Below are 22,753 nucleotides of genomic sequence, written 5' to 3' on the forward strand. Positions count from 1 at the left end.
CCCGATCAAGGGTGCAGGGCTGCAAATTCCGCGTCTGCGACCACTTGGTCGTCAGCGTCAAGACGCAGATGACCAAGAATCGTCTGCAGCACCCGCAGCGCCGCCGACGCCCGAACACCCCACTGGGACAGATAGCTGAACTGCCACCACCACATGGCCTCGATCGTGCGGCCACGCTGGTAGTGCAGCAGTCCGTGCTCGAGCGCTCCGACGATCTCGGCGAGGTCGTCGGACAAAGCGCCGCGCGCGGGTTCGACCGACGTCACCGGGTCGACCACGTCGGCATAGTCGTCGATGCCGTCGAACAGATTCGCCAACGCCATACGTAACGCGTCGAGGGTGTCCTCTGGCCCGGGGTCGGGCTCGAAACGCTCCACAAGCACGACGTCCTGTATGGCGCCCAGCCGGGCTCCTGTCACCTGCAATTGCGCAATGAGCAGCAACAGCAACGGAATTGCGGCATCAGGTGCGGCACCGGTGGCGAGTTCACGCACCGCAGCACAGAACTCTGCCGCCTCCGCCGCGGTCTCGGCAGCGAGCGCGCCGAGCTGAGCGGTCGCCTCGTTGTCACCAGCCGTCGCGCTTGCCGCACCATCCGCTTCGGTCACATCGCCGCTGCGAGCCGTCGTCTCCGGTTTCGCGGCCTCCGCGCGCTCCGGTGTGGTCGCGTCGGTGTGATCAGACTGGTCAGGCATCGAGCACTCTCCGTCCCTCGAAAGCTCGGCCGAGAGTGACCTCGTCGGCATACTCCAGATCTCCACCCACCGGTAGCCCGGAGGCGAGGCGGGTGACCCGCAGGCCCATCGTGCGCAGCGCGCGCGACAGAAAGGTCGCGGTGGCTTCGCCGTTGAGGTTGGGGTTGGTCGCCAGGATGACCTCCTCGATCGGTTCTTCGCCGAGGCGGCGCATCAACTGGGTGATCTTGAGGTCGTCCGGGCCGATGCCGTCGATCGGGCTGATCGCACCGCCCAGCACGTGATAGCGCCCGCGGAACTCGCGCGTGCGTTCGATGGCAACGATGTCCTTGGGCTCCTCGACCACGCACAGCAGCGTCGTCAGACGGCGCGGGTCGAGACAGATGCGGCACTCCTGCGCCTCGGCGACATTGAAGCAGCGCTCGCAGAAGCGCACCTTCTCGCGCACGACGGTCAGCACCTCGGTCAGCCGGGTCACATCGGCCGGATCGGCCTGCAACAGGTGAAAAGCGATGCGCTGCGCGGATTTCGGACCGACGCCGGGTAGTCTTCCGAGCTCGTCGATGAGGTCCTGGACCACGCCTTCATACACAGCGACCGAGCCTAGTCGCACGCACCGACGATGCGGCGCAGCAGATCAGCTCGCGGGTCGCTCGTCCGCAGTCGTGGTGGCGAGCAGCGGCGCCCTTCGCCTCAGCACGCACCGACGATGCGGCGCAGCAGATCAGCTCGCGGGTCGCTCGTTGTAGCAGCCGGCGAGTTGCTGCCCGGACAAGCCGGCGATGGCCGCCATGATCTCGTCGGTCGCCTGCCGTCGGGCCTTTCCCGCAGGCATCGCCTTGTATGACGATCCGAAGGTCAGCGGTTCGCCGAAACGCACGGTCACCTTCGCCAGCCGGGGCCGGTTGGACCCGATCGGCTGCACGTCCGGGGTGCCGTGCAGGCCCACCGGGACAACCGGGACACCGGCCTGCATCGCAAGGTGAGCCACGCCGGTGTGCCCCCGGTAGAGGCGGCCGTCCCTGCTGCGGGTCCCTTCGGGGTAGATGCCGAAGGCCTTCCCGGCGCGCAGGACGGTCAGAGCAGTCTCGAGCGAGTCGGCGGCAGCACGCGAGTCGTCCCGCTCGACGGGGATCATGCCCATCGAGTTGAACCACGCCCGCGAGATCGCGCCACGCACACCGGTGCCGGTGAAGTACTCCGCCTTGGCCAGGAAGAAGACCTTGCGCGGAGCGACCATCGGAATCACGACGCTGTCGACGAAGGACAGGTGGTTGCTGGCGATCAGCACGCCGCCGGTGCGCGGGACGTTGCTTCTGCCCTCGACCGTGGGCCGCCAGATCGCGCGGAGCGCGGGCGCGACCGTCATACGTGAGGCGAGGTAGAGCGAACTCATCAGTCGACCTGTTCGTCAATGATCGTGGCACCGAGAACAGCTTGCATCACCGGAACGCCCACCGTGCTCGGATCGTCGACATCTTCATCGTCCATCGACTCGGTGATCTCCTCGATCTCCGGCACTGCGGCCTCGATCGCTGCGGTTGGTGGCGCTGCAGGATGTTCGGCCGTGGCCCATTCCGGCGGTGGAGCGTTCACCGAACCCCAGCCGCCGCCGGAGTCCGCAGAGGCACCCGAGGAGAGACCGGCCTGGGCGAGCGCCTCAGCGGCGCGCGACCGTGCGGGTGCTGCCGGAGCCGCATCCTCGGTCCGCGTTGTCGGTGCTGACTGCGACGCCGGCAAGGCGTGCTGCTCGGCGGATGTCGCCTGGGTTGTCATCGAGGTGGGGGCGATGGGCGCCGGGCCGGCAGTCGGCGCAGCATCGCCGGGTCGCTGCGGAGCGTCGCCTTCGGTGGGTGCCAACTGCGGCGAGGGAGCCGACTGGTCGGTGCGCGCCTGCACCGCGACGTGTATGCCGAGCGCATCGTTGAGCGCCTGGGCAACGACCTCCGGGTGCGGGGATCGCTCGACCGCCGCGGCCAGGCCGGGGCTGCTGGTGCCGAGGACCAGGGTGGTGCCGTCGAAGGACGCCACGTGAGCGTGCTGGCTGAGCAGGGTCCAGGTCACGCGCTTCGCGCGGGCGATGCGTTCGAGGACATCCGGCCAGGCGCGGCGGACGACTTCGATGTCGACGACGCTCTCGGCCTGCGATGCAGGCTCCGGCGACGGTGACGCCTGCTCCGGCGTCGGCAAGTCCTGACCCAGCTCGCGACGGGGCTGCTCGATCGGCGACGGTGGCACCTGCTGCGGCGTCGGCAAATGCTGACCCAGCTCGCGACGGGGCTGCTCGATCGGCGCCGCCGGGCCGGTGCGATGCGGCCGGCCGGCCGGCGCGCCGCCGGCGCCATCCGGACCATCGGGTCCGCCGGCGCCGCTGTCGACAAGATCGCCGCCGGCGTCCGCCGGAAGCGCGGCACCCGGGCCCGGCTCAGTGACGCTGCGAACAGCACCACCCGCGAGCGTGCCGCCGGTGCCGGTCATGTCCAGCCGCCGCTCCAGCCGATCGAGCCGCGCCGCATAACCGCCCGCCCCGGAGACACCTGGCAACAGCACGCGCGCGCAGATCAGCTCGAGTTGCAGCCGCGGGCTGGTGGCGCCGGTCATCTCGGTCAGTCCGGTGTTGACGATGTCCGCGCTGCGCGACAACTCCCCCGGCCCGAACTGCGCTGCCTGCTGACGCATCCGCTCGACCTGGTCTTCCGGCACACCGCGCAGGATCTGCGCAGCACCGTCGGGCACCGCCGCGACGACAATGAGGTCGCGCAAGCGCTCCAGCAGATCCTCGACGAACCGGCGCGGGTCGTGTCCGGATTCGACGACGCGATCGATCTGACGGAAGACCGAACCGCTGTCGCGAGCGCCGAAGGCGTCGATGGTGGCATCGAGCAACTCACCGTCGGTGAACCCGAGCAGAGCAGCAGCACCGGCATACGTGAGCCCGTCCTCCCCCGAGCCGGCGATGAGCTGGTCGAGCACCGACAACGAGTCACGCACCGAGCCGCCGCCGGCGCGCGTCACGAACGACAGCACTCCCGGCTGCACCGCGACGCCCTCGGCATCGCACAACTGCTGCAGATAGTCGGTCAGTCGCGCCGGCGGCACCAGCCGGAACGGGTAGTGGTGGGTGCGCGAGCGAATCGTGCCGATGACCTTTTCGGGTTCGGTGGTCGCAAAGACGAATTTCACGTGTTCGGGCGGCTCTTCGACGATCTTCAGCAGCGCGTTGAAGCCCTGCGGGGTGACCATGTGGGCTTCGTCGATGATGTAGATCTTGTAGCGCGACTGCGCCGGGCCGTATGACGCCCGCTCCCGCAGGTCTCGCGCATCGTCGACCCCACCGTGGCTCGCGGCGTCGATCTCGATCACGTCGACGGTGCCGGAGCCGCCACGCGCGAGCGCCACGCAGGAGGCGCACTCGCCGCACGGGGTCGGCGTCGGACCCTGCTCACAGTTCAGGCAGCGCGCCAGGATGCGAGCGGAGGTGGTCTTGCCACAGCCACGGGGTCCGCTGAACAGGTAGGCGTGATTGACCCGGCCGGTGCGCAGCGCCTGCATCAGCGGCTCGGTCACGTGTTCCTGGCCGATGACATCGGCGAAGGTTTCGGGCCGGTAGCGGCGGTACAGCGCGGTGCTCACGAGCCAAACTCTATGCGCCGCAGCCGACACGCGCCGCCCGTCCCACGACAGGGCTGGATGTTCGACGCAGGGGCAGGTGTCACCGCCGCGGGGTCGAATTTCGCAACTGCGAGATCCGGCACACAGCGACGTGCGCACACACCTCGCAGGACCGACGCACGATCACCGGCTGCGGCATACATCTGTATTGGCAGGCTATGTCGACCGGCGAGTACCGTCGGAATCATGTTCACCCGCCACAACCTGCGGTCGCCCGCGGGTCTGGCGACGATCTGCGCGGTGGTCTTCGCGCTGATCTACGCGCTCTGGGACCCCCGGGCACCTGACCTCGCTGCCCAGGTCGCGCGAGCGAATGTCGCACGCGGCGACGGACTGCCGGTGTGGTGGGGCGGTTGGTTCGGCGGGATCAACCTGCCGAGTTACAGCACCGTGGTGCCCATCTCTATGGCGACCTTCGGAGTGCGCGCCACCGGTGTCACCGCGGTCTTCGCGAGCTCGTATGGCGGGTCGAAGCTCGTGCGCGACGCCCTCCGACCGCGAGCGGGAGCCATCGCCATCGCAGTCGCCCAGGGCGCGGACCTGCTCAACGGACGCGTGACCTTCACCGTCGGTGCTGCTGTCGCGATCTGGGCGCTCGTCGCGTTGCGCTACCACTTCGCCAAGACGGCCGTCGTGCTGTCGGTTGCGTCTTTCCTCTGCTCACCGCTCGCCGGATTCTTCGTCGGGCTCATTGCCGTGACCGTGGCGATCACCCGGCCGGACCACCGACGCACGGCGATCGCGAGCGCGGTCGCCCTGCTGGCTGCGGCGGGGGCCCTCGCCGTGCTGTTTCCTGGGACCGGCACGATGCCGTTCTCTTTCACCGACACTCTGCCGGCCGGCTTCGCCTGCCTGCTGGTGATCGCGATCTGCGCCAACCGCACGATCCGGGTGACCGCAGCGCTGCTGATCCTGTCGTTCATCCCACTGCTGATCGAACCGCTGGCCATCGGCAACAACGTGACCCGGCTGGCGTGGCTCGCGGCTGTCCCGGCGGTCGTGGCCTACGGCAGGGTCCAGCGAGCCTGGCTTGTGGTGGCTGCCGCCTCGGTCGCGATCTGGCCGATCGGCGACCTGTCCGGGCAATTGCACGCCGCTCACCAGCCGTCGAGCCACTTCGCGTTCTACGAAAACCTGGCGCAGGCGATCCAGCAGAACGAGCGCGTGTCGGGCAGCGCGATGCTCGGCCGCCGCGTGGAGATGATCGACACCAAGAATCACTGGGGCACCGTCTACATGGCCGGCTTCTCACTCGCACGTGGGTGGGACCGTCAGGCCGATCGTGCCGACAATGCGATCTTCTACGTGCCCGACGCGCTGAACGCCGTCACCTACCGCGAGTGGCTGGATTCCCTGGCGGTCGGATACGTGGCTGTGCCGAATGCGCCGCTCGACTACGCCTCCGTCAAGGAGGCCGCGCTGGTGCGCAGCGGCCTGCCCTATCTGAAGCTGGTGTGGAGCAATCCCGACTGGCAGCTGTATGCCGTGACCGACCCGGCACCGCTCGCGACCGGTGCGACGGTGACGTCAGTCGACTCGCACGGCATCGATCTGCAGACACAGGCCGGCGAGGTCATCGACCTGAAGGTGCGGTATTCGGCATACATCGGGGCGGTGAACCCGACCACACACGCCGCGCTGCCGGCGTGCATCGTCGACAACGACGGCTGGCTTGAGGTCACCATGCAGACGTCGGGGCCGGTGCGATTGACCAGCGACTTCCAGCCGGGGCGGTCCGCGCCGGCGGGCTGCGTGCAGCCGGGCCCATCGTCATCGGTCGCGCCCGCATCATCGAACTGAGCGACACCGCAAGGACGTGAAAGACCCCCCGCACACCTGGAAGAGCTCTCCTACCCTTGCTGCATTCCTGCCCTGGGGGAGTTCGGAAAGGTACCACCGCACGAGGGGTCCGGCGCTAACTGTAGAACACCTCCCAGCCGTCGCCGAATCGGCTGCCGCGACTGGCGGCCGATTCGGCGGCTGGCGGCCGAGCGGGTATTCTCCTGCGCGGAGGATTCGCATAGTGGCCTAGTGCGCACGCTTGGAAAGCGTGTTGGGTTAACGCCCTCAGGGGTTCGAATCCCCTATCCTCCGCCACCGCGATCAAGTCCCGGAGCCGGCATACGCGCTCCGGGATTTTTTCGTTTGTCGGCTCGTCCCGCCGTGCCGCTGCCCGATGCCCGACGGCCAGGGGGCAGACTTGGCTCCGTCACACCGGTCGGGGCCGATAGCAGGGAGCAATGGGCGAACACACCAGAAGGGACGTGCTGATCGCAGCCGTCGTCGCTGTGGCGGCGTCCCCACTGGCAGCAGCCTGCGGCAGCTCCAAACCCAAGAAGGTCGTGAAGTCCTGCGAGACCTCACTGCCGGCGCCGACGATGAAGATCGCGCTCAACACCATCTGGGTCAACGTCTGGAACGCCAGCAGCCAGAACGGTATGGCGGCGCAGGTCGCGCAAGAGCTGCAGTGGCGCGGGCTGCACATCATCGCCACCGGCAACGACCCCGAGTCGGGCAACTACCCGACACCGACATACGCGCAGATCCGTTACGGCTCGATCGGCCGGCAGATCGCGCTGACTCTGGCGGAGCAGGTGGAGAACCCCACTCTCGAAGAGGACGACCGCGCCGACCCCTCGGTCGACTTGGTCATCGGCGACAAGTTCGCGCTCGTGCCCCTGCCTCCGGCACCTGCCAGTCAGGTGTCACTCAATGTCTACAACGCCTATGTCGTGCCCGGCTCCGCGCAGGAGCTCGCGAATGCCATGCGCAGCCGCGGCTTCCAGATCCTGACCGTCGGAAACGATCCGGAGCAGGGCTACTACCCCAACGACGCCGTCGTCATCCGGTATGGCGCACAAGGCTTGCCCGACGCGCAACGAGTTCAGTTGCAGGTCAAGGGTGCTCAGATGATGCAGGACAGTCGCACCGGCACCACCGTCGATCTGGTCATCGGCAGCAAGTGGGTCTCGACGTCTGCCGTGCTGGTGCCGACAGCGCAGGCCACGCCGACACCCACCCCGACCCGCAGCACCGCGAGCGGCTGCTGAGATGCGCGAATCCTGTGTGCTGGCGCACACTTACGAGGGCCCTTGCGCGACCTGCCGTCCGACTAAACTTCAGCCGTGATCTTCAAGGCGGTGGGCGACGGGCGCCCCTACCCTGATCACGGAATGCACAGTCCGCGCGACTGGAGCGGCGTGACACCGCGGATGGTGCGCCTTGATCTGCTCATCACCACCAAGACCACGCTCGACCTCGACACGCTGCTGTCGGAGGACTCGACGTTCTACGGTGACATCTTCGCCCACGTCGTCAGCTGGAACGGTGACCTCTACCTGGAGGACGGCCTGCACCGCGCCTTGCGCGCGGCCTTGCAGCAGCGGCCCGTGATCCACGCCCGGGTGTTGATGCTGTGAGCTACGTACGCGACACCGGCCTCGGGCGAGCCCGGCAACGACGACACCGCCGGTCGACGATCGTCGTCGTGCTCGCGGCGGTGCTTGTGGTGGTCGGACTGGTGTTGGCGGTGTCCTACATCACCACGCGGTCCAACGGCGCCAGTGCAGCGACCTGCCAGACGTCGACCCAAACGCTGCCGCAGGGCAGTTTCGTGCTCAACGTCTACAACGCGTCCTCTGACACAGGTCGCGCGAAACGCATTGCGCTGGCGATGGACTCGCGTGGCTTCGACGTCGGAGTTGTCAGCAATGACCCGTACGGCGAGAGCCTGTCAGGCGTCGGACAGGTGCGCTTCGGGCCGGCAGGTGCGGCATACGCGAAGAAGTATGTCGCGCAGTACATGCCGGGCGCGCAGCTGATGCAGGACGGGCGCACCGGCACCTCCGTCGACCTCGTGCTCGGTGAGCAGGCGCCGAACATCACGGCGGTGACGCAGTCGCCGATCGCCGAGTCGACGACCTGCTCCAGCGCAAGCGTGGTCGGTTAGGTATGCCGATCACTCGCCCGCGCATCGTCTCGCTGTTGCCGTCCGCGACCGAGATCCTGTTCGCGATCGGCGCTGGCGACGATGTCGTCGGTGTGACCTTCGAGTGTGACGAACCGGCGCACGCACGGTCGACAGCGAAGGTGGTGTCGACGTCGGCGCTGCCGGAGAAGCTTGCGCCGGCTGAGATCGACGCGTTCGTATCGGCGCGTGTCGCTGCGGGTGAGGATCTGTACCACCTCGACTCGGGCGCGCTCGCATCGTTGGACGCCACCCTGGTCGTGACGCAGGACCTGTGCGCGGTGTGCGCCGTCGACGTCTCGGTGGTCAATGACGCGCTGGAATATCTGCAGTGCCGGGCGGAGGTGCTGACCACCGATCCCCACACGCTGGAGCAGGTGTGGGAGTCGATCGTCGCGATCGGCACGTCGACCGGTCACGTGGCGTCCGCGGAGGCGCTCGCCCAGTCGTTGCGGGACCGGATAGCGCACGTATGCCGCGAGGTGTCGTCGTCGACGCCGGTCCGCTGCGCGGTGCTGGAGTGGACGGACCCGCCGTTCAGCCCCGGGCACTGGGTGCCGGAGATGATCGAGCGCGCCGGAGGCATCAGTGTGCTGGGCGAGAGCGGTGCGAAGTCGCGGCGGTTGAACTGGTCAGAGGTTGCCGAGTGCGACGCATCGGTCGTCGTGGTGGCGCCGTGCGGTTACGGACTGGCCCAGTCGGCCGAGTTGGCGAAGGAGGTCGTGGCGTCGGGCGTGATCGACGACGGCATACCGATCTGGGCGGTGGATGCCAATGCGTCCTTCGCGCGGCCAGGGCCGCGACTGGCCGACGGGGTCGAGGCGTTGTCGCGGATCCTGCATCCGGGTCTCGGGGAGCCCGACCCGACGATGGCGGCCCGCATCCGCTGACTTGCGGCAGCGGCTCTCGTCGGCGGTGCCGCCCGCTTTGGTGAGGCGGCACCCGGTCCGGTACCCTCGTCGGCGGTGGCGTGTCCGAGCGGCCGAAGGTGCAACACTCGAAATGTTGTGTGGGGGCGACTCCACCGTGGGTTCAAATCCCACCGCCACCGCCAGTTGGGCCTTATTCGAACTCCGCGGAGAACTTGCCTCCGGAGAACCGACGAGGTCTCGAAGCGCCAGCCTTGAGGATGTTCCTCGGGTGCTGGCGCTTTCGTCATTTTCGGAAGTCGCCGCGATGTCGTCGAACGGTGGCTTCAGCTCCGAGGCGTCGACAGCACGCTCGTCGAGGTAGAACCGTTTGTAGAGCGCGTCGTTGATCAGGCCGCGGCATTCGTCGTTGGCAGTCGCGTAGAGCGCTGGCAGATCCCGTAGCAGCGCCGCGGCGGTCTGGATGACGTCCGCGCCGACATTCAGGTGGCTGCGTGCCTCGCGCTGCTGCTCGATCAGGCGTGCTCGGTCGGTGCGGATGGCGGCCAGGCGCTGCTGAATCTTGTCAGCGGAGAGGCCTTGCTCGGCCAGGTCGATCAGGCGCTCTTCACGCCGGTCGAGCTCTACAAGTTCGGCGTCGAGTTGCCGCTGAACCGTCGCCAGGCTGGTTTGTTCCTCCCGGATGACATCATCGATCTGTTCACAGAGGGCATCAACGAATCCGTGAGGCAGGTGAAGCGCTTCGTAGTGCCGGGCAATGTAGTCCTCGGCGAGCGGCACCGGCAGGTAGGGCAGATTACAGATGCCGCGCAGGCGATCTGCGCACACGAAGTAAGCGTAGGTTCCGGCCCGCGCCTTCGCTTCGGTATAGATCAGCTTCCGTGCACGTCCCGCTCGTCGGCACCTGCCGCAGTAGACCTGCTTCTTGAGATAGTGAAAGTGAGTGCGGTCGCGACGTGTTGGCGCTGAGCGCTCAGCGAGCGTGGCCTGCACTCGTTCGAACAACGCTTGGTCAATCAGCGGCTCATGGCGCCCTTGGAACAGTTCACCTTTGTGACTCACCATCCCGATGTAGTACTGGTCGCGCAGTAGACGATGCCACTTCGCTGCAACTGCGGGCTTCGGAGTTGGTGACGACTTCGTCGGCTTCAGTCGCAGTCCCAGATCGGCCATCTGCTGTGTGAGCCGCTGGATCGAGTAGTTACGTCCGGTAACATCCAAGCCAACAAGATCGCCGCAGAAACTGGTGCTGACGTAGCAGCTGCTGACGGTGGTGATCACATTGTTCTTGGTTTGACGAATCAGGGTCTTGAACAGACGGCCGCGAAGGTTGGCGATCGTACGCTGTTGAATGATCCGGAGTGGCAGGACACATTGCGATCTTCGGTCTGCTGCCTGGTTGAACTCGACCGCGAGCATGAGTGTCGGCTTGCGCCCAAACCGTTGGGACCTAATATTGCCCAGCCATGTTGATCACAATTCTCGCCGCGTTGGTCGTCCTAAGCCCGTATGCTGAGGTGACGTGCACGGGTGATATGGCCCTTCCGCGGGAACCTGAGTCGACCCGGATACTGATCTGCCATCATAATCAGATACGACATTCCCGGACAGATGGCGGTGTGCAATGTGAGGCAAGGAGCTAATCCGTGACACCCTTGGAACCTGTCCAAGAACCCGCAAAACTTAGACTCAGGAAAAAGAACTTCGAGCACGCAAACTTCGGTGAACGCAATTACATTGTGTTCAATTCTGCTGGTTGCAAATTCGAATATTGCTCTTTTGACAACACTGTTATCAGCGGCGCGGTTTTCGGCAGCGGCGGACCCGATAATGTGGGACGCTCAACATACCGAAAATGCACGTTTAACAACGCGAAAATCGACGTATCGGTGACAGGCTTTGCTTCCTTCTACCAGTGCAGCTTCGAGCAGAGCGATATCAGCCATCTGAATGCACGGTCCGCAGACTTCGTAGACTGTATCTTCTCGGGCACAATTCGACATTCAATTTTCGCAGGCGCGATGGATGAAAGATATCGAACACCAGGCGATCGCACGATTAATCACATTGATGGCAATGATTTCTCTGAGGCAACCCTTGTAAATGTTACTTTCGAGCTAGGAGTAGATCTTAACCGCCAGAAGTTGCCGCTCAGTGAGGACTACTTTTATTTCCCGGATGCGAAGGGTGCGCTAGAGCGCGCGGCCGCGGCACTGTCAAAATTCCCGCCTGACGCATATCCATCCGCTAGGGCCTTTGTAAAGGTGAGAAAATCAAGTCTCTCGCGTGGTCAGAGTCAAATCCTGGTAAGGCTCAATGACTATCCTCCTCGAAAGCGTCCTGAACTTCGCTGGCTGCTTGAATCTGCGCGAGGTTAGGTCCATTACCTAGAGAGCGCGATACTTCGGGCCACCTACGGGTCGGCGAGATTTTCAACTGATGCGGAGGTGTCCGCCAACCCTGAGTTGCGTTGCCGCGACCTCGCGCAACCCGACAGTATCCGACCCTCCCAACGAAGGACCGACGAGCGGCGCCGGCATACAGCTCGGACCCGTCCGGTTGCGCGAGGTCAGCCGAGGAATCAGGAGGTGGCGCCACCTTGCAGCCGGGCGATCTCGTCGCGTGCTGCGGCCACCAGTTCTTCATTCGTGTGTGCGTGTCCCCAGAGGCCCCATCCACCGGGCACGGCTTCGGTGAGCAGCACCCAGACGTGGTCTTTCGTGCCACCGGCGGCGATCACGAGGTCGGTGAATCGGGCGACGACCGCCTGTTGCTGCTCGCGATTGAGGGCGCCGGCGTTGGTGAGCACCTGAACGCGCACGTAGTCGCCGCTGCGGGCGACATTCGACATCGCCTGCGGCGTGTGAACGAACGCGGCGGTGTTGTTCTTGAACATCGGGATGGCCGGAACGCCCTCGATCTCCATCAGCGTCGTCGCCAGCTCTTGGGCGAGCTTCGCCGGTTCCGCGAAGGTGTCCGCCGGGGCGTAGACGTCGATCATGGGCATGGGATTCTCCTGACGTAACGGCGATTATGTCGATCGTCATAATCGATATGACAGTTAGCATAGAGCCCTCGACGACGGAGGGGAAGGTATGGCGCAGTCGGCACGCGAGCGGATGATCCGCAGCGCGCTCGTCCTGTTCGCCGAACGCGGCGTGCAGGGCACGTCGTTCGCCGACGTGATCGCGCATTCGGGCGCGCCGCGCGGGTCGATCTACCACCACTTCCCCGGCGGCAAGGAAGCGTTGGTGCGCGCGGTGCTCGACACAATGCGCCAAGCCGGCCCCGGTGCGTTGGCAGCGCTGGAGGGCCGCGAAGGGAGGGGCGTCATCGACGGCTTCATCGACGGATGGGCACGCATCCTCACCAGCACCGACTACGTGGCGGGCTGCTCTGTGCTGGGAATCACTGTCACGACAGAGGATTCCGAGGTCCGTGCCGCCGCCGGAGACGTCTTCTCAGCCTGGGTCGAGCAACTCGAAGATCTCTTGGTGGCAGGGGGCGTGCCCTCGGCGCAGGCGCGACCCGTCGCGTGGACCTTGCTCTCCGCGGCCGAGGGCGCAGTGGCTGTATGCCGGTCGCAGCGCTCGCTTGAACCGTTGGAGGCCGTGCGCCAGCAACTCCGGCAACTCGTCGCACCATGACGCATCATTTCCGCGCGGCGCCGGAGACTATTCGCAGACGGAGCATCCGCGCTCGAGTCACGCTGCGGGCTGAGGCGGCGCTTGTGGGGCGGCGAGTGCTCCAACCCCTCGCCCCGACACATCGGGGTATACATGGTGCTACGCGGAAGATCCCAAGAAAGTCTCAGCCAACCCGATCCGACACTGCGGAGTCCTCTGGTGTGACGGCGAAACAACTCGCTGCCAGTCGAAATCGTCACTCACAGAACGGAATTGGCATGTCATACCGCTCGTCTCTCCTTACGGTCGTCAGCGTCGGCGCACTCGGCCTCAGCGCCATCGCGACTGCTCCGGCATCAATGGCCGCCACGCAGCCCACGGCTGCCGCCACGGCAGCCCACACCCGCACGGCAGCCGCGCCGATCCTGTACTACGGCAGCCGCGGCGTTGCCGTCCGCGCCTGGCAGCAGGACATCGACCAGGTCTGGGGCAAGATCCCCTCCGTGCCCCAGATTGCCGTCGACGGAGTCTTCGGTGCACGAACAGAAGCTGCTACCAAGGACTTTCAGCGGTTCGCACACCTGACAGCCGACGGTGTCGTCGGCCCGAAGACGCGCGCAGCAATGATGACCGCACTCCACGGCGGCCAGGGCACTGCCCCTGCGCCCGCGCCGATCCTGTACTACGGCAGCCGCGGCGTTGCCGTCCGCGCCTGGCAGCAGGACATCGACCAGGTCTGGGGCAAGATCCCCTCCGTGCCCCAGATTGCCGTCGACGGAGTCTTCGGTGCACGAACAGAAGCTGCTACCAAGGACTTTCAGCGGTTCGCACACCTGACAGCCGACGGTGTCGTCGGCCCGAAGACGCGCGCAGCAATGATGACCGCACTCCACGGTTCCCGGGGCTGACGCACATCGCAACGCTCCGAGGCAGGCTTCAGCCTTCTCGGAAGCCCAGGCTCCGCGACCGCATGGTCACGGGGCCCACGGGCATATCTGCGGACCACCGCGGACACCTCCGCGCCCGCCATCAGTTCCGGGTCGCGCCCGTCAGGAGAGTTCGTCGACCAGCTTCATCTGCAGCTTCGGCGACATGACGTCGGACAGCTCCAGCGCACCGGACTTGATAGCACCGTTGAGATTGGCGACCACGTCGCGAGGCTGTGGCAGGTCGACGTCATACACCGCGAGCGAGCGCCACTGCCCGTCGGCGACGCTGGCGTACCGAGCGCCACCGACCACGCCGTCGACGACCTCGAGCACCTGCGGAAGGTGGACCACGTCATACCAGCGGTCGAACTCCTCTGCACGCTCGGGCGATGACGGGTTGGTCCAGATCAGCAGTCGTGCGCTCATGCCGCCATTGTCACGTAAGACCGCGAACGTATGCCGCCTGCCCGACGTGCTGGGTGATGTCACCCACCACCGAGACCAGCCGTACAGCCGCGGTCACCGGCGGATCCCAGCGCTCATCGACGATGCGCTCGTAGTCGGCGTCACTCATCGCGTCGAGCACCGACAAGGTCATCTCGTGCACCGCGGCGTGATAGCCGACCAGCAGTTCCGCATCGCTGACTTCGAAGACTGCGACCTCGTCGGCGGACTGGCCGTAGCCGATGGCGGCGTCGTCATACGGCAGACCGAACCGCCGCGCCCACCCGCCGGACGTCCACACCTGGTCGCGCCCGTCGACGCCGGCAAGATGGTCGTCCTGCACCCGCGTCAGGTGCCAGACCAGCCAGCCGATCGAATTGCCTCGCCCTTCTGGTCGCCAGAGCACCTGATCCGGCGTCAAACCGTCGAGCAGAGAAGGAAGTTCGTCGGCGACTCGCCCGAAGGCGTCGCGCAGCAGAGTGTTTGCGAGTTGCGTCATACGTCCCAGGGAAGCATGTATGACGCACCTCGCGTGGCCGAACGACTCGACCGATCGTCACTTCGCGGTGCTCAGGTCGTAGACAGTCACACCACCAACGGTCGTCGCCTTGAAATTGGCCTCGACCCAGGAGGTGATCTGCGAAGCTGTCGTCGAGTCGCCACCCATGCCGCCCATGCCGCCCCCGGCGATGAAGTAGTGGATGTCACCAGCTGCGACATACGCCTTGAACTGCGCGAGCGTCGGCGACGGGTCGGACCCCGTGAAGCCGCCGATCGCCATCACCGCGGTGTGCGTGTAGAGAATGTAACCGTCCGCCGACTGCGCGCCGATGACCGCGGCCGACCAACGAGAGTTCGTGGCGTTGAGCAGTTTCACCAGCGCAGCATTGGTCTGGCCGCCGCCCATCCCACCGGCGCCCGCGCCGGATGGGATCGAGATGCCGCTCGGCAGCTCGCCAGCGGCCGCGCCTGTTCCCGGCCCAGCTTCCGTGCCCCGGGCGCCGGACGTGCCACCTCCCGGAGCGCCGTCGGCGGCATCAGGCCTCCCGCCGTATGCAGCGCTTCTGGCCCTGCCATCCAAGCGCATGCGGTCCCGACCGGCGAGCCCGGCGCCTCCGCCGAAGCCGCCCATGCCACCGATGCCGGCTGCCGACGATGGGCCAGAGGTCGGGATGGAGCCGGAGTGCGCGGTGGATGCGGTGGCAACCGTCCACGACGCGGTGGCACCGAGCCCGCCGACCATGCCAGTGATGACACCGGCAATTGCCAGCATTCGCAACCGTTTTGCGTTCTCGCTGTGCCCCCTGGTGCCATCGGGCTGTATGGCGACGAACGCCATCGCGCCGACGACGGCGAGCGCACCGGCCACCCACTTCAGCCAGGGAAGCCAGTCCGGTGCATACCTGTGCATCAGGTATGCACCCCAGGCTGCGGATGCGGTCATCGCAATCGCGAGAATGCAACGAGCCCAGAGCTTTTCACGGATGCGCCATAGAGTCGTGGCGCCGATAGCGATCGCCGCCGCGATGCCGGGAGCCAGCGCGATCGTGTAATAGGGATGGACGGTCCCTTCCATGAAGCTGAAAACCAGGCCGGTCACGATGACCCAGCCACCCCACATCACCAGGCTGGCGCGGACTCGGTCGGTCCGCGAGATGCGACCAAGGCAGATCAGACCTGCAACCAGCAGGAGCAGCGTCGCCGGGAGCAGCCAGGAGATCTCGGTGCCGAACGATGCGCCGAACATGCGGAAAATGCCTGTGCTGCCACCGAATCCAGCATTTTGCATGCCACCACCGCCGGTGCGCCCGGCGCCACCGCCGAAGATGCGAGCAGCCTCACCCGCCGCCGCAGAGCCGCTGCCGCCGGCTGCGCCGGTCATGGCTTCCATCGCGCGCCCCGCCGCGCCGGTGCCTCCCGTCATAGAGGCGCGACCGCCCCCGCCCCCGTTGCCCGAGCCGCCGAAGATCCGGCTCAGGCCGTTGTAGCCGATCGCGAGCTGCCACAGCGAGTTGTTCGTCGAACCACCGATGTAGGGACGATCGGATGCCGGCCAGAGAGAGACCAGCAGCACGTACCAGCCGGCACTGACCACAATGGCGGCACCAGAGACCAGCAGGTGCCAGATGCGGGTCAGCAATGGGCGCTGCGCTGCGATGAGATAGGCCAGCGCCATACCGGGCACGACGAGTAGGCCCTGCAGCATCTTGGCGAGGAAGGCAAAGCCGATCGTCACGCCGGCGGCCACCAACCAACCCAATGCCCTTTTACCTGAATCGTTTTCGAGCGAGCGAACGACGAAGTATGCGGCCGCTGTCATCAGCAGTACGAGCAGCGCGTCCGGGTTGTTGAAGCGGAACATCAGCGCAGCAACCGGGGTCAGCACAACGAGGCCACCCGCCAGCAGTCCCGCTGCGTGACCGGCGACACGGCGCACCGATGCGTGGACGAGGGCGACCGTACCCACACCCATCAGCGCCTGCGGGAAGAGCATCGAGAAGCTGGAGAATCCGAAGATGCGCGACGACAGCACCATCACCCACATCGCCGCGGGTGGTTTGTCGACAGTGATCGCGTTGCCGGAGTCCAGCGACCCGAACAACCAGGCCTTCGTCGACTCGGTCCCGGATTTCACTGCGGCTGCGTAGAAGTCGTTGGCATAGCCCGAGATCGACACATCCCACAGATAGAGCACGGCGGCCACGACGAGCAGCCCCCACAGTGCCGGACGCGCCCACGGCGGGTCGGTTTCGGCACCGAGGAAGAATCGCGCGAGCGGGCTGCTGCGTGACACGCGCAGATGCGAGTCGACGGCCGCATTCGACGGCTGAGCGGTAGCCATGGATGTTCCTTCAGGAAGGGGACGTGTACGCGGCGACGGACGCTGTCGCCATAACCGCGATCAGAGTGACGCGCGCCGGTGTGCCAATCCCCGGTCTTTTCTTTGCGGCCGCTGTGAGGGATACGCGGCGCGCGGCAGAGGTCCCGCCGGTGGCTGACAGGGATCACCTGCCGTCGGCCGATGCAATTTCACCGGCACTCTGCCCCCACTCTGCAGTGCCCCACATATCGGGGCAGCGCACAGCGTGCGCGGATCAGGAGTGCCGAGACCGACGCAGGCCGACCGATCTCGTCAGCGGCGGGTCGCCACGATCGTGACTTCGTGGCGGTTGTGCTGCAGCTGCCGCATGAAGCTCGGGTCGTATGCCGCAGCCAGCATCTCCAGCGCTTCGTCGATCTGCTTGACCGGGTTCTTGGTGCCGAGCTTGAGAGTGACGATTGCCTGACCTCCGGGGCGCAACAACCGCGCCGCCTCCACCATCGTGTGCGCGGTCAACTGCGGCACCATCCGCATGTCGTTGACGATGAGATCGACGGCATCACCGTCCCATGCCTTCACGAACTCGCCGGCCGTCATCTTGTGATGTTGAACGCCGAAAAGCCTCAGCACCCGGTCGTCGAGTTCGGCGGGGTCGACAGCGTGCACCGTGCCGAAACCACGCTCGTGCACGATGCGGGTCCACCCGCCGGGGCTGGCGCCGAAATCGACCGCCACAGCTCCGGAGGGTGCTGCGACATACGTGAACAGTTCCTCAAGTTTGAATTCGGCGCGCGAGACCTGCTCGGGCCGCGACGCGAACCGGATCCGACCGCCGGGCCAGTCGCACAGGCTCACATCAGTCGCGTTGATCCCGGCGGTGATCCGGTCGGTGCCAAGGCATACGCTCGCGACACGTTCGGCACCGGTCGTGATCACGCGAATCCCGTTGTCCAGCATGGCTTCCAGCAGCGGGCGGCGGACCTTCCCGGGGGCGAACTCCACCTCGCCGGAGTCCCAGGTGTGCAGGCTGATCTCTTCCCCCGGCTCCAGGGATGCCAGCAGCACGCTCGCCGCCCATTCCGCCAGTTCAGCGGGTCCGGCGAAACTGCCGGCGCCGCGCACGGCATCCGCACGTGCCAGGTGTCGAATCAGCGGCAGCTCACCGCCGAGACAGGCATCGGCGATGTCGTCGATGCCGCCGGCCCCCAGGTGCACGACTCCCGCGTCAGGGCCGACTCGCTGCACCTTGGTGACGTCCTGCGAGGTGCGCAACTCGGCGACGGCGAAGCGATAGTAGTCAGGGGCGACGGAAAAGAGCACGGGCAGATCCACGGCGCTCATCCTCTCAGGGCCACCCGCAGGCGGCGGTCAGCCCGCGGCAACCATCTCGAACGCGCGCCACATCGAGGCGTACTTGCCGTCCGCAGCGAGCAACTCGTCATGCGAGCCGACTTCGACGATCGTGCCCTGGTCGAGCACCGCGATGCGATCGGCGCCGCGCGCAGTCTGCAGCCGATGCGCGATGAGCACCGTGGTGCGCGAGTGCGCCACGCGATCCATCGCAGCGGTCACGCGCGCCTCGGTCACCAGATCGAGGTTGGCCGTCGCTTCGTCGAGCAGCAGGATCGCCGGCTCCACCAGTTGAGCCCGCGCCAGCGCCATCAGTTGTCGCTGACCCGACGACAGCGAGCGCCCGCGCTCGGTGAGCTCGTGCAGATAGCCGCCGGGCAGTGACGCGATGAACTCGTGCGCGCCGACATCGCGTGCTGCACGCTCGACCTCGGCGTCGCTGGCCTCCGGGCGGCCGTAGGCGATGTTGTCGCGCACCGTCCCGGAGAACAGGAAGGCCTCCTGCGGGACGTACCCCAGCGACGTGCGAAAGCCGTGCAACTGCAATGTCTTCAGGTCATTCCCGTCGACGCTGACCGTGCCGCTGTCGGGGTCGTAGAAGCGGGCGATGAGCTTCATCACCGTCGACTTGCCCGCACCCGTCTCACCGACCAGCGCCACCGTCTCGCCCGGCCGGATGTGCAATTGCACGCCCTGCAGCGCCTCCGGCGGCTTCACCGGCAGTGGCTCGACGCTCAGCACGCGCCGGTCCTGCGGCCCACGCGCCCCACGACCCGGCCGCGACGGAACGCTCGGATAGGCGAAGTGCACCTGGTTCAACTCGACATCACCCGCGAAACTGCCTGGTATGACGGGGTTCTCGGCCTCCGGGGTCAGCGTGTGCAGCTGCATGAGCTCGGAGATCCGGTTGACCGACACCCGCGTCTGCTGCCACGAGTCGAAGACCTGCGACAGCTGCTGGATCGGCGAGAAGAACATGTTGATGTAGAGCAGGAACGCGATGAGCGCGCCTGGTGTCAGTTCGTGGTGCTCGATCAGATGGGCGCCTACGCCGAGCACGATCGCATCGGCGATCGCCGACAGGAATTGCACGAACGGGAAGTATGTCGCGACGAGTCGTTGCGCGGCCACACGTGACTGCAGGTAGCGCAATCCCAGGTGGTGGAAGTGCCGCACGGTGGCCGACTCGTGCACGAAGGCCTGCGACTCCCGCACACCGGACAGGCTTTCCTGGAAGTCGGCGTTCACGATCGCGATGCGTTCGCGTGCCTGGTCATAGAGCACGGCAGCGCGGCGCCGGAACAGCACCGTGGCGATCGCCAGCGGAATCGCGACGGTGAGGGTCCAAAGGCCCAGTTCGAGGTTCACCAGCAGCAGCGCGACGCCGACACCTGCGAAGGTGACCAGCGACACCAGCGCCGACAGCAGGCCGTTCTCGATGAGCGACTCGAACTGGTCGACGTCGGTAGTCATACGCGTCATGATCCGGCCGGCCATCTCGCGCTCGTAGTAATCGAGCGACAGGCGCTGCAGCTGCGCCCAGATGCGCACCCGCAGCGAAAGCATGATTCGCTCGGCGGCGCGACCGGTGACGAAGGTCTCCGCCACCTGGTCGAGCAGATCGGCCAGGCTGACGACCAGCAGCCCACCGGCGGCCAGGAAGAGCACCGATCGGGAGTCTGCGGAGACACCGTCGTCGATGCCGGTCTTGACCAGCACCGGCCCGAGCAGCCCGGCCAGCGCGTCGACGACCACCAGCACCAGGCCGATGAGCAGCGGCCGACGGAATTCGCCGAGCAGCCGACGCAGGCTGAAGTCCGGCTGATGCGTGGACTCCCGCTCGACATCGAGCGCGGCCACGTCGCGCACCGGCGGCAGGGCCGCCACCCGCGCGAGCAGTTGCGGCGTGGCGACCAGCGCACTTGCCAGACCACCGCCGCCGGCACTGCCACCGAGCCCCATTCCAAGGCTCGGACCACGTATGGCGATCGCCGAACCTGCAGCCGCTGCAGTCTTTTTCGGCGGAACCCACGCCTCGCCGGTGCCCGCGACAGCCACCAAGTTGTCGATGTCGTCGCCGACCTGGGCGGCTTGTTCGCCTTCCAGCCCCGACAGGAGTGCCCGATAGGCGTCGCTGCTCTCGACGAGCTCCGCGTGCGTGCCCTGCGCCGCGACCCGGCCGCCTTCCAGCATCACGATGCGGTCGGCCAGGTGCAAGGTCGAGACGCGATGGGCCACCAGCAACGTGGTGCGACCGGGCAGCACCTCGCGCAGACCGTCGTGGATCGCTTCCTCTGTCCTGGCGTCGACCGCGCTGGTCGCGTCGTCCAGGATCAGGATGCGCGGGTCGATCAGGATTGCCCGTGCCAGCGCGATGCGCTGGCGCTGCCCTCCGGACAGGGTGAGCCCGCGCTCGCCGACCGGGGTGTCGTAGCCCTGCGGCAATTCGAGGATGAAGTCGTGCGCTGCCGCCACCTTCGCGGCTGCCACGACCTCCTCTTCGGTGGCCTCCGGGCGGCCGTAACGGATGTTCGCGGTCACCGACTCCGAGAACAGGAAGCTGTCCTCGAAGGCGACCGCGATCTGCCGGCGCAGCGAATCAACGGTGACCTCGCGCAGGTCGACACCATCGACACGCACGACACCCGACTGCGGATCGTAGAAGCGCGACACCAGCCCGGCCACCGTCGATTTGCCGCTGCCGCTGGCGCCGACGATTGCTACTCGCTCCCCTGCGTCGATGCGCAGATCCAGGCCGCGCAGCACCGGCTCGTCGTCCTCGTAGCCGAAGGTGACGTCGCCGAATTCGATGCTTCCCGCGACGCCCGTCAGCGGTGCGGCATCGGGAGCGTCGACGATGCGCGGCGACAGGTCGAGCAGCTGGAAGATCCGCTCGACGCCGGCACGCGCCTGCTGACCGATGGTCAACACACCCGCCAATTGCCGTGCAGGAGAGACGAATTGCGCGATGTAGGTACTGAACGCCAGGAAGGTGCCGATGGTGATGCGGTGCTTCAGGGCCATCCAGCCACCGAGCGCGAGGATTGCGACCTGCGCCAGCGACGGCACTGCCTCAAGCAACGGCTGATAGCGCGCCTGCAGGCGCACGGCCCGCATGCGCGCGCCATACAACCTGGAGGCAGTCTCGACCATCCGCCCGAGCTCGCGGCCCTCCTGGCCGAAAGCCTTGACGACACGCACGCCACCGACGGCCTCGTCGACGATCTGGGCGACCTCGCCCTCGCGCTGCTGGCCGTCCCAGGTGGCCGGGAAGACCTTCTGCCGCATGCTGTACGAGATCGCGATCAGCGTCGGCAGCACCAGCAGTCCGACCAGCGCCAGCAGCGGTGACAGCACGAACATGATGACCAGCGACATCACCATCAGCAGGATGTTGCCGGTCATGATCGGCAGGAAGTTCAGCAACGCCTGCACGAGAGTGGAGTCGGAGTTGGCCCGCGAGACCAGCTGACCGGTCGGCATACCGCCCAGAGTCTGCTGGTCCATCGTCTGCAGGTGGTCGTGCATGTCGTTGCGCAAGTCGTATTGCACGCGCAACCCGAGCTGGCCGCCGTAGTAGCGCCGCAGATACGCCATCCAGAAACCCAGCAGCGCGATGACGACCAGTGCAGTCAGCCAGGGCCACAGCGGTGTGTTGTGCCGCACGATCACGTTGTCGACGATCTGTCGCGCGATCAGCGGCACCACGCTCTGGCACGCACTGCCCACAACGGCACCGACGACCGCCACGACGACCTGACGCTTGTGGCGCAGGAGGTACCCCGAGAGCCGGCGCACCCAGCCGCGTTCGTCGCTCATCGGGCGGTCAGCCGCTCAGCCGCAAGGCTTTCTACGCCGACCTCGACCGCTGCCAACTGTTCGACGAAGTCATCCGCGACATCGCACCGGGCCAGCACTTCGTCGAGCCGCGCGGCCATCGCCTGCTCGGCTTGCTCCAATGCCGCGACACCCTGCGCAGTCAGCTGCAATCGCGCCGCGCGCTGGTCGCTCGCGCTCGTATGCCGACTCACCAGCCCCTGCCGGATCAGCGTGTCGACGCTGGCGCTGATCGCCGGCTTGCCCAGGGCCAGTCGGATCGCCAGGCGCGACGCGCGCTCATGGCCCTCGGCGATCGCCGACAGGACGCGATAGTGCGGCAGGCTCAGCTGGGTGGACGAACGCTCCAGGATGCGGGCAAGGCGCACCACCGCGCGCACCGCTTGGGTCTGACTCATATAGCCAACCTACTCAGATTGGTTCGATTGTCGAACCGTATGCCGCATCTCCGGTGCCACGACCCCGGCGCGGGCCACGTGAACCTCCCCCACCGACAGACGGATTCGCTGAATTCCACCCTTCGGAGACCTGTCGCAGCCGCCG

General features: G+C 66.5%; 20 protein-coding genes, 2 tRNA genes, 1 other RNA gene and 1 pseudogene. 11 read left to right on the forward strand and 13 right to left on the reverse strand.

Features of this window, described 5'->3' with window-relative positions:
- Positions 1 to 5: 5 nt before the first annotated feature.
- From BKA23_RS11970 to BKA23_RS11985, 4 genes are all read right to left on the reverse strand, one after another.
- Positions 6 to 695, reverse strand: coding sequence for a DUF5063 domain-containing protein (locus tag BKA23_RS11970; protein WP_145228807.1), 690 nt, complete (start codon positions 693 to 695; stop codon positions 6 to 8).
- A complete protein-coding gene (gene recR, locus BKA23_RS11975; RefSeq protein WP_145229559.1) occupies positions 688 to 1,287 on the reverse strand; it encodes a recombination mediator RecR in 600 nt (199 codons plus the stop codon). The genes BKA23_RS11970 and recR overlap by 8 nt, the downstream gene beginning before the upstream one ends.
- A 132-nt stretch (positions 1,288 to 1,419) precedes the next feature.
- Positions 1,420 to 2,091: a lysophospholipid acyltransferase family protein gene (locus tag BKA23_RS11980; protein ID WP_145228808.1), complete on the reverse strand. Its 672-nt coding sequence runs from the start codon at positions 2,089 to 2,091 to the stop codon at positions 1,420 to 1,422.
- Positions 2,091 to 4,328 (reverse strand): DNA polymerase III subunit gamma and tau, encoded by a 2,238-nt coding sequence (locus tag BKA23_RS11985; RefSeq protein WP_145228809.1) that lies wholly within the window; start codon positions 4,326 to 4,328, stop codon positions 2,091 to 2,093. The genes BKA23_RS11980 and BKA23_RS11985 overlap by 1 nt, the downstream gene beginning before the upstream one ends.
- A gap of 225 nt (positions 4,329 to 4,553) precedes the next feature.
- On the opposite strand from BKA23_RS11985, the gene BKA23_RS11990 reads away from it, so the two are divergent.
- Positions 4,554 to 6,167: a hypothetical protein gene (locus BKA23_RS11990; RefSeq protein ID WP_145228810.1), complete on the forward strand. Its 1,614-nt coding sequence runs from the start codon at positions 4,554 to 4,556 to the stop codon at positions 6,165 to 6,167.
- Positions 6,168 to 6,183: 16 nt separating this feature from the next.
- Here BKA23_RS11990 and ffs read toward each other — a convergent pair.
- Positions 6,184 to 6,280, reverse strand: an RNA gene (ffs, locus tag BKA23_RS11995) — signal recognition particle sRNA small type.
- A 96-nt stretch (positions 6,281 to 6,376) separates the two neighbouring features.
- Between ffs and BKA23_RS12000 the strand changes: the two genes are divergently transcribed.
- From BKA23_RS12000 to BKA23_RS12030, 7 genes are all read left to right on the forward strand, one after another.
- Positions 6,377 to 6,464, forward strand: a tRNA-Ser gene (locus BKA23_RS12000).
- A 143-nt stretch (positions 6,465 to 6,607) separates the two neighbouring features.
- On the forward strand, positions 6,608 to 7,417 hold the full coding sequence (locus tag BKA23_RS12005; protein WP_145228811.1) for a LytR C-terminal domain-containing protein: 810 nt from the start codon (positions 6,608 to 6,610) through the stop codon (positions 7,415 to 7,417).
- Between the two features lie 75 nt (positions 7,418 to 7,492).
- A complete protein-coding gene (locus tag BKA23_RS12010; protein WP_145228812.1) occupies positions 7,493 to 7,786 on the forward strand; it encodes a type II toxin-antitoxin system VapB family antitoxin in 294 nt (97 codons plus the stop codon).
- Complete coding sequence (locus tag BKA23_RS12015; RefSeq protein ID WP_145228813.1) at positions 7,783 to 8,316, forward strand: LytR C-terminal domain-containing protein; 534 nt, start codon at positions 7,783 to 7,785, stop codon at positions 8,314 to 8,316. Before BKA23_RS12010 ends, BKA23_RS12015 begins: the two co-directional genes overlap by 4 nt.
- A gap of 2 nt (positions 8,317 to 8,318) precedes the next feature.
- Positions 8,319 to 9,224: a TroA family protein gene (locus BKA23_RS12020; protein ID WP_145228814.1), complete on the forward strand. Its 906-nt coding sequence runs from the start codon at positions 8,319 to 8,321 to the stop codon at positions 9,222 to 9,224.
- Between the two features lie 74 nt (positions 9,225 to 9,298).
- Positions 9,299 to 9,388, forward strand: a tRNA-Ser gene (locus BKA23_RS12025).
- A 301-nt stretch (positions 9,389 to 9,689) separates the two neighbouring features.
- Positions 9,690 to 10,172 carry a hypothetical protein gene (locus tag BKA23_RS12030; protein ID WP_145228815.1) on the forward strand — a complete coding sequence of 161 codons (483 nt, stop codon included), beginning with the start codon at positions 9,690 to 9,692 and terminating at the stop codon, positions 10,170 to 10,172.
- A 12-nt stretch (positions 10,173 to 10,184) separates the two neighbouring features.
- Here the strand turns inward: BKA23_RS12030 and BKA23_RS18245 are convergent.
- Positions 10,185 to 10,622: pseudogene (locus BKA23_RS18245) on the reverse strand (recombinase family protein); the annotation flags it as partial.
- Between the two features lie 227 nt (positions 10,623 to 10,849).
- Here BKA23_RS18245 and BKA23_RS12035 point away from each other — a divergent pair.
- Positions 10,850 to 11,581 carry a pentapeptide repeat-containing protein gene (locus tag BKA23_RS12035; protein ID WP_145228816.1) on the forward strand — a complete coding sequence of 244 codons (732 nt, stop codon included), beginning with the start codon at positions 10,850 to 10,852 and terminating at the stop codon, positions 11,579 to 11,581.
- A 203-nt stretch (positions 11,582 to 11,784) separates the two neighbouring features.
- On the opposite strand, the gene BKA23_RS12040 is transcribed toward BKA23_RS12035, so the two are convergent.
- Positions 11,785 to 12,210, reverse strand: coding sequence for a tautomerase family protein (locus BKA23_RS12040; RefSeq protein WP_145228817.1), 426 nt, complete (start codon positions 12,208 to 12,210; stop codon positions 11,785 to 11,787).
- A gap of 88 nt (positions 12,211 to 12,298) precedes the next feature.
- Between BKA23_RS12040 and BKA23_RS12045 the strand changes: the two genes are divergently transcribed.
- Positions 12,299 to 12,850, forward strand: coding sequence for a TetR/AcrR family transcriptional regulator (locus BKA23_RS12045; RefSeq protein ID WP_145228818.1), 552 nt, complete (start codon positions 12,299 to 12,301; stop codon positions 12,848 to 12,850).
- Positions 12,851 to 13,107: 257 nt separating this feature from the next.
- Complete coding sequence (locus BKA23_RS12050; protein WP_170226498.1) at positions 13,108 to 13,737, forward strand: peptidoglycan-binding domain-containing protein; 630 nt, start codon at positions 13,108 to 13,110, stop codon at positions 13,735 to 13,737.
- A 141-nt stretch (positions 13,738 to 13,878) separates the two neighbouring features.
- Here BKA23_RS12050 and BKA23_RS12055 read toward each other — a convergent pair whose 3' ends face one another.
- The 6 genes from BKA23_RS12055 to BKA23_RS12080 all read right to left on the reverse strand — a co-directional run bounded on the left by BKA23_RS12055 (position 13,879) and on the right by BKA23_RS12080 (position 22,608).
- A complete protein-coding gene (locus BKA23_RS12055) occupies positions 13,879 to 14,184 on the reverse strand; it encodes a hypothetical protein (protein WP_145228820.1) in 306 nt (101 codons plus the stop codon).
- A 10-nt stretch (positions 14,185 to 14,194) separates the two neighbouring features.
- Positions 14,195 to 14,701, reverse strand: coding sequence for a mycothiol transferase (locus BKA23_RS12060; protein WP_145228821.1), 507 nt, complete (start codon positions 14,699 to 14,701; stop codon positions 14,195 to 14,197).
- A gap of 57 nt (positions 14,702 to 14,758) precedes the next feature.
- Positions 14,759 to 17,044: an ArnT family glycosyltransferase gene (locus BKA23_RS12065; protein ID WP_145228822.1), complete on the reverse strand. Its 2,286-nt coding sequence runs from the start codon at positions 17,042 to 17,044 to the stop codon at positions 14,759 to 14,761.
- Positions 17,045 to 17,335: 291 nt separating this feature from the next.
- A complete protein-coding gene (locus BKA23_RS12070) occupies positions 17,336 to 18,355 on the reverse strand; it encodes an SAM-dependent methyltransferase (protein WP_246104635.1) in 1,020 nt (339 codons plus the stop codon).
- A gap of 36 nt (positions 18,356 to 18,391) precedes the next feature.
- Complete coding sequence (locus BKA23_RS12075) at positions 18,392 to 22,192, reverse strand: ABC transporter ATP-binding protein (protein ID WP_145228823.1); 3,801 nt, start codon at positions 22,190 to 22,192, stop codon at positions 18,392 to 18,394.
- Positions 22,189 to 22,608, reverse strand: coding sequence for a MarR family winged helix-turn-helix transcriptional regulator (locus tag BKA23_RS12080; RefSeq protein WP_145228824.1), 420 nt, complete (start codon positions 22,606 to 22,608; stop codon positions 22,189 to 22,191). Before BKA23_RS12080 ends, BKA23_RS12075 begins: the two co-directional genes overlap by 4 nt.
- Positions 22,609 to 22,753 lie beyond the last annotated feature (145 nt).

Source organism: Rudaeicoccus suwonensis (assembly GCF_007829035.1).
GTDB lineage: Bacteria > Actinomycetota > Actinomycetes > Actinomycetales > Dermatophilaceae > Rudaeicoccus > Rudaeicoccus suwonensis.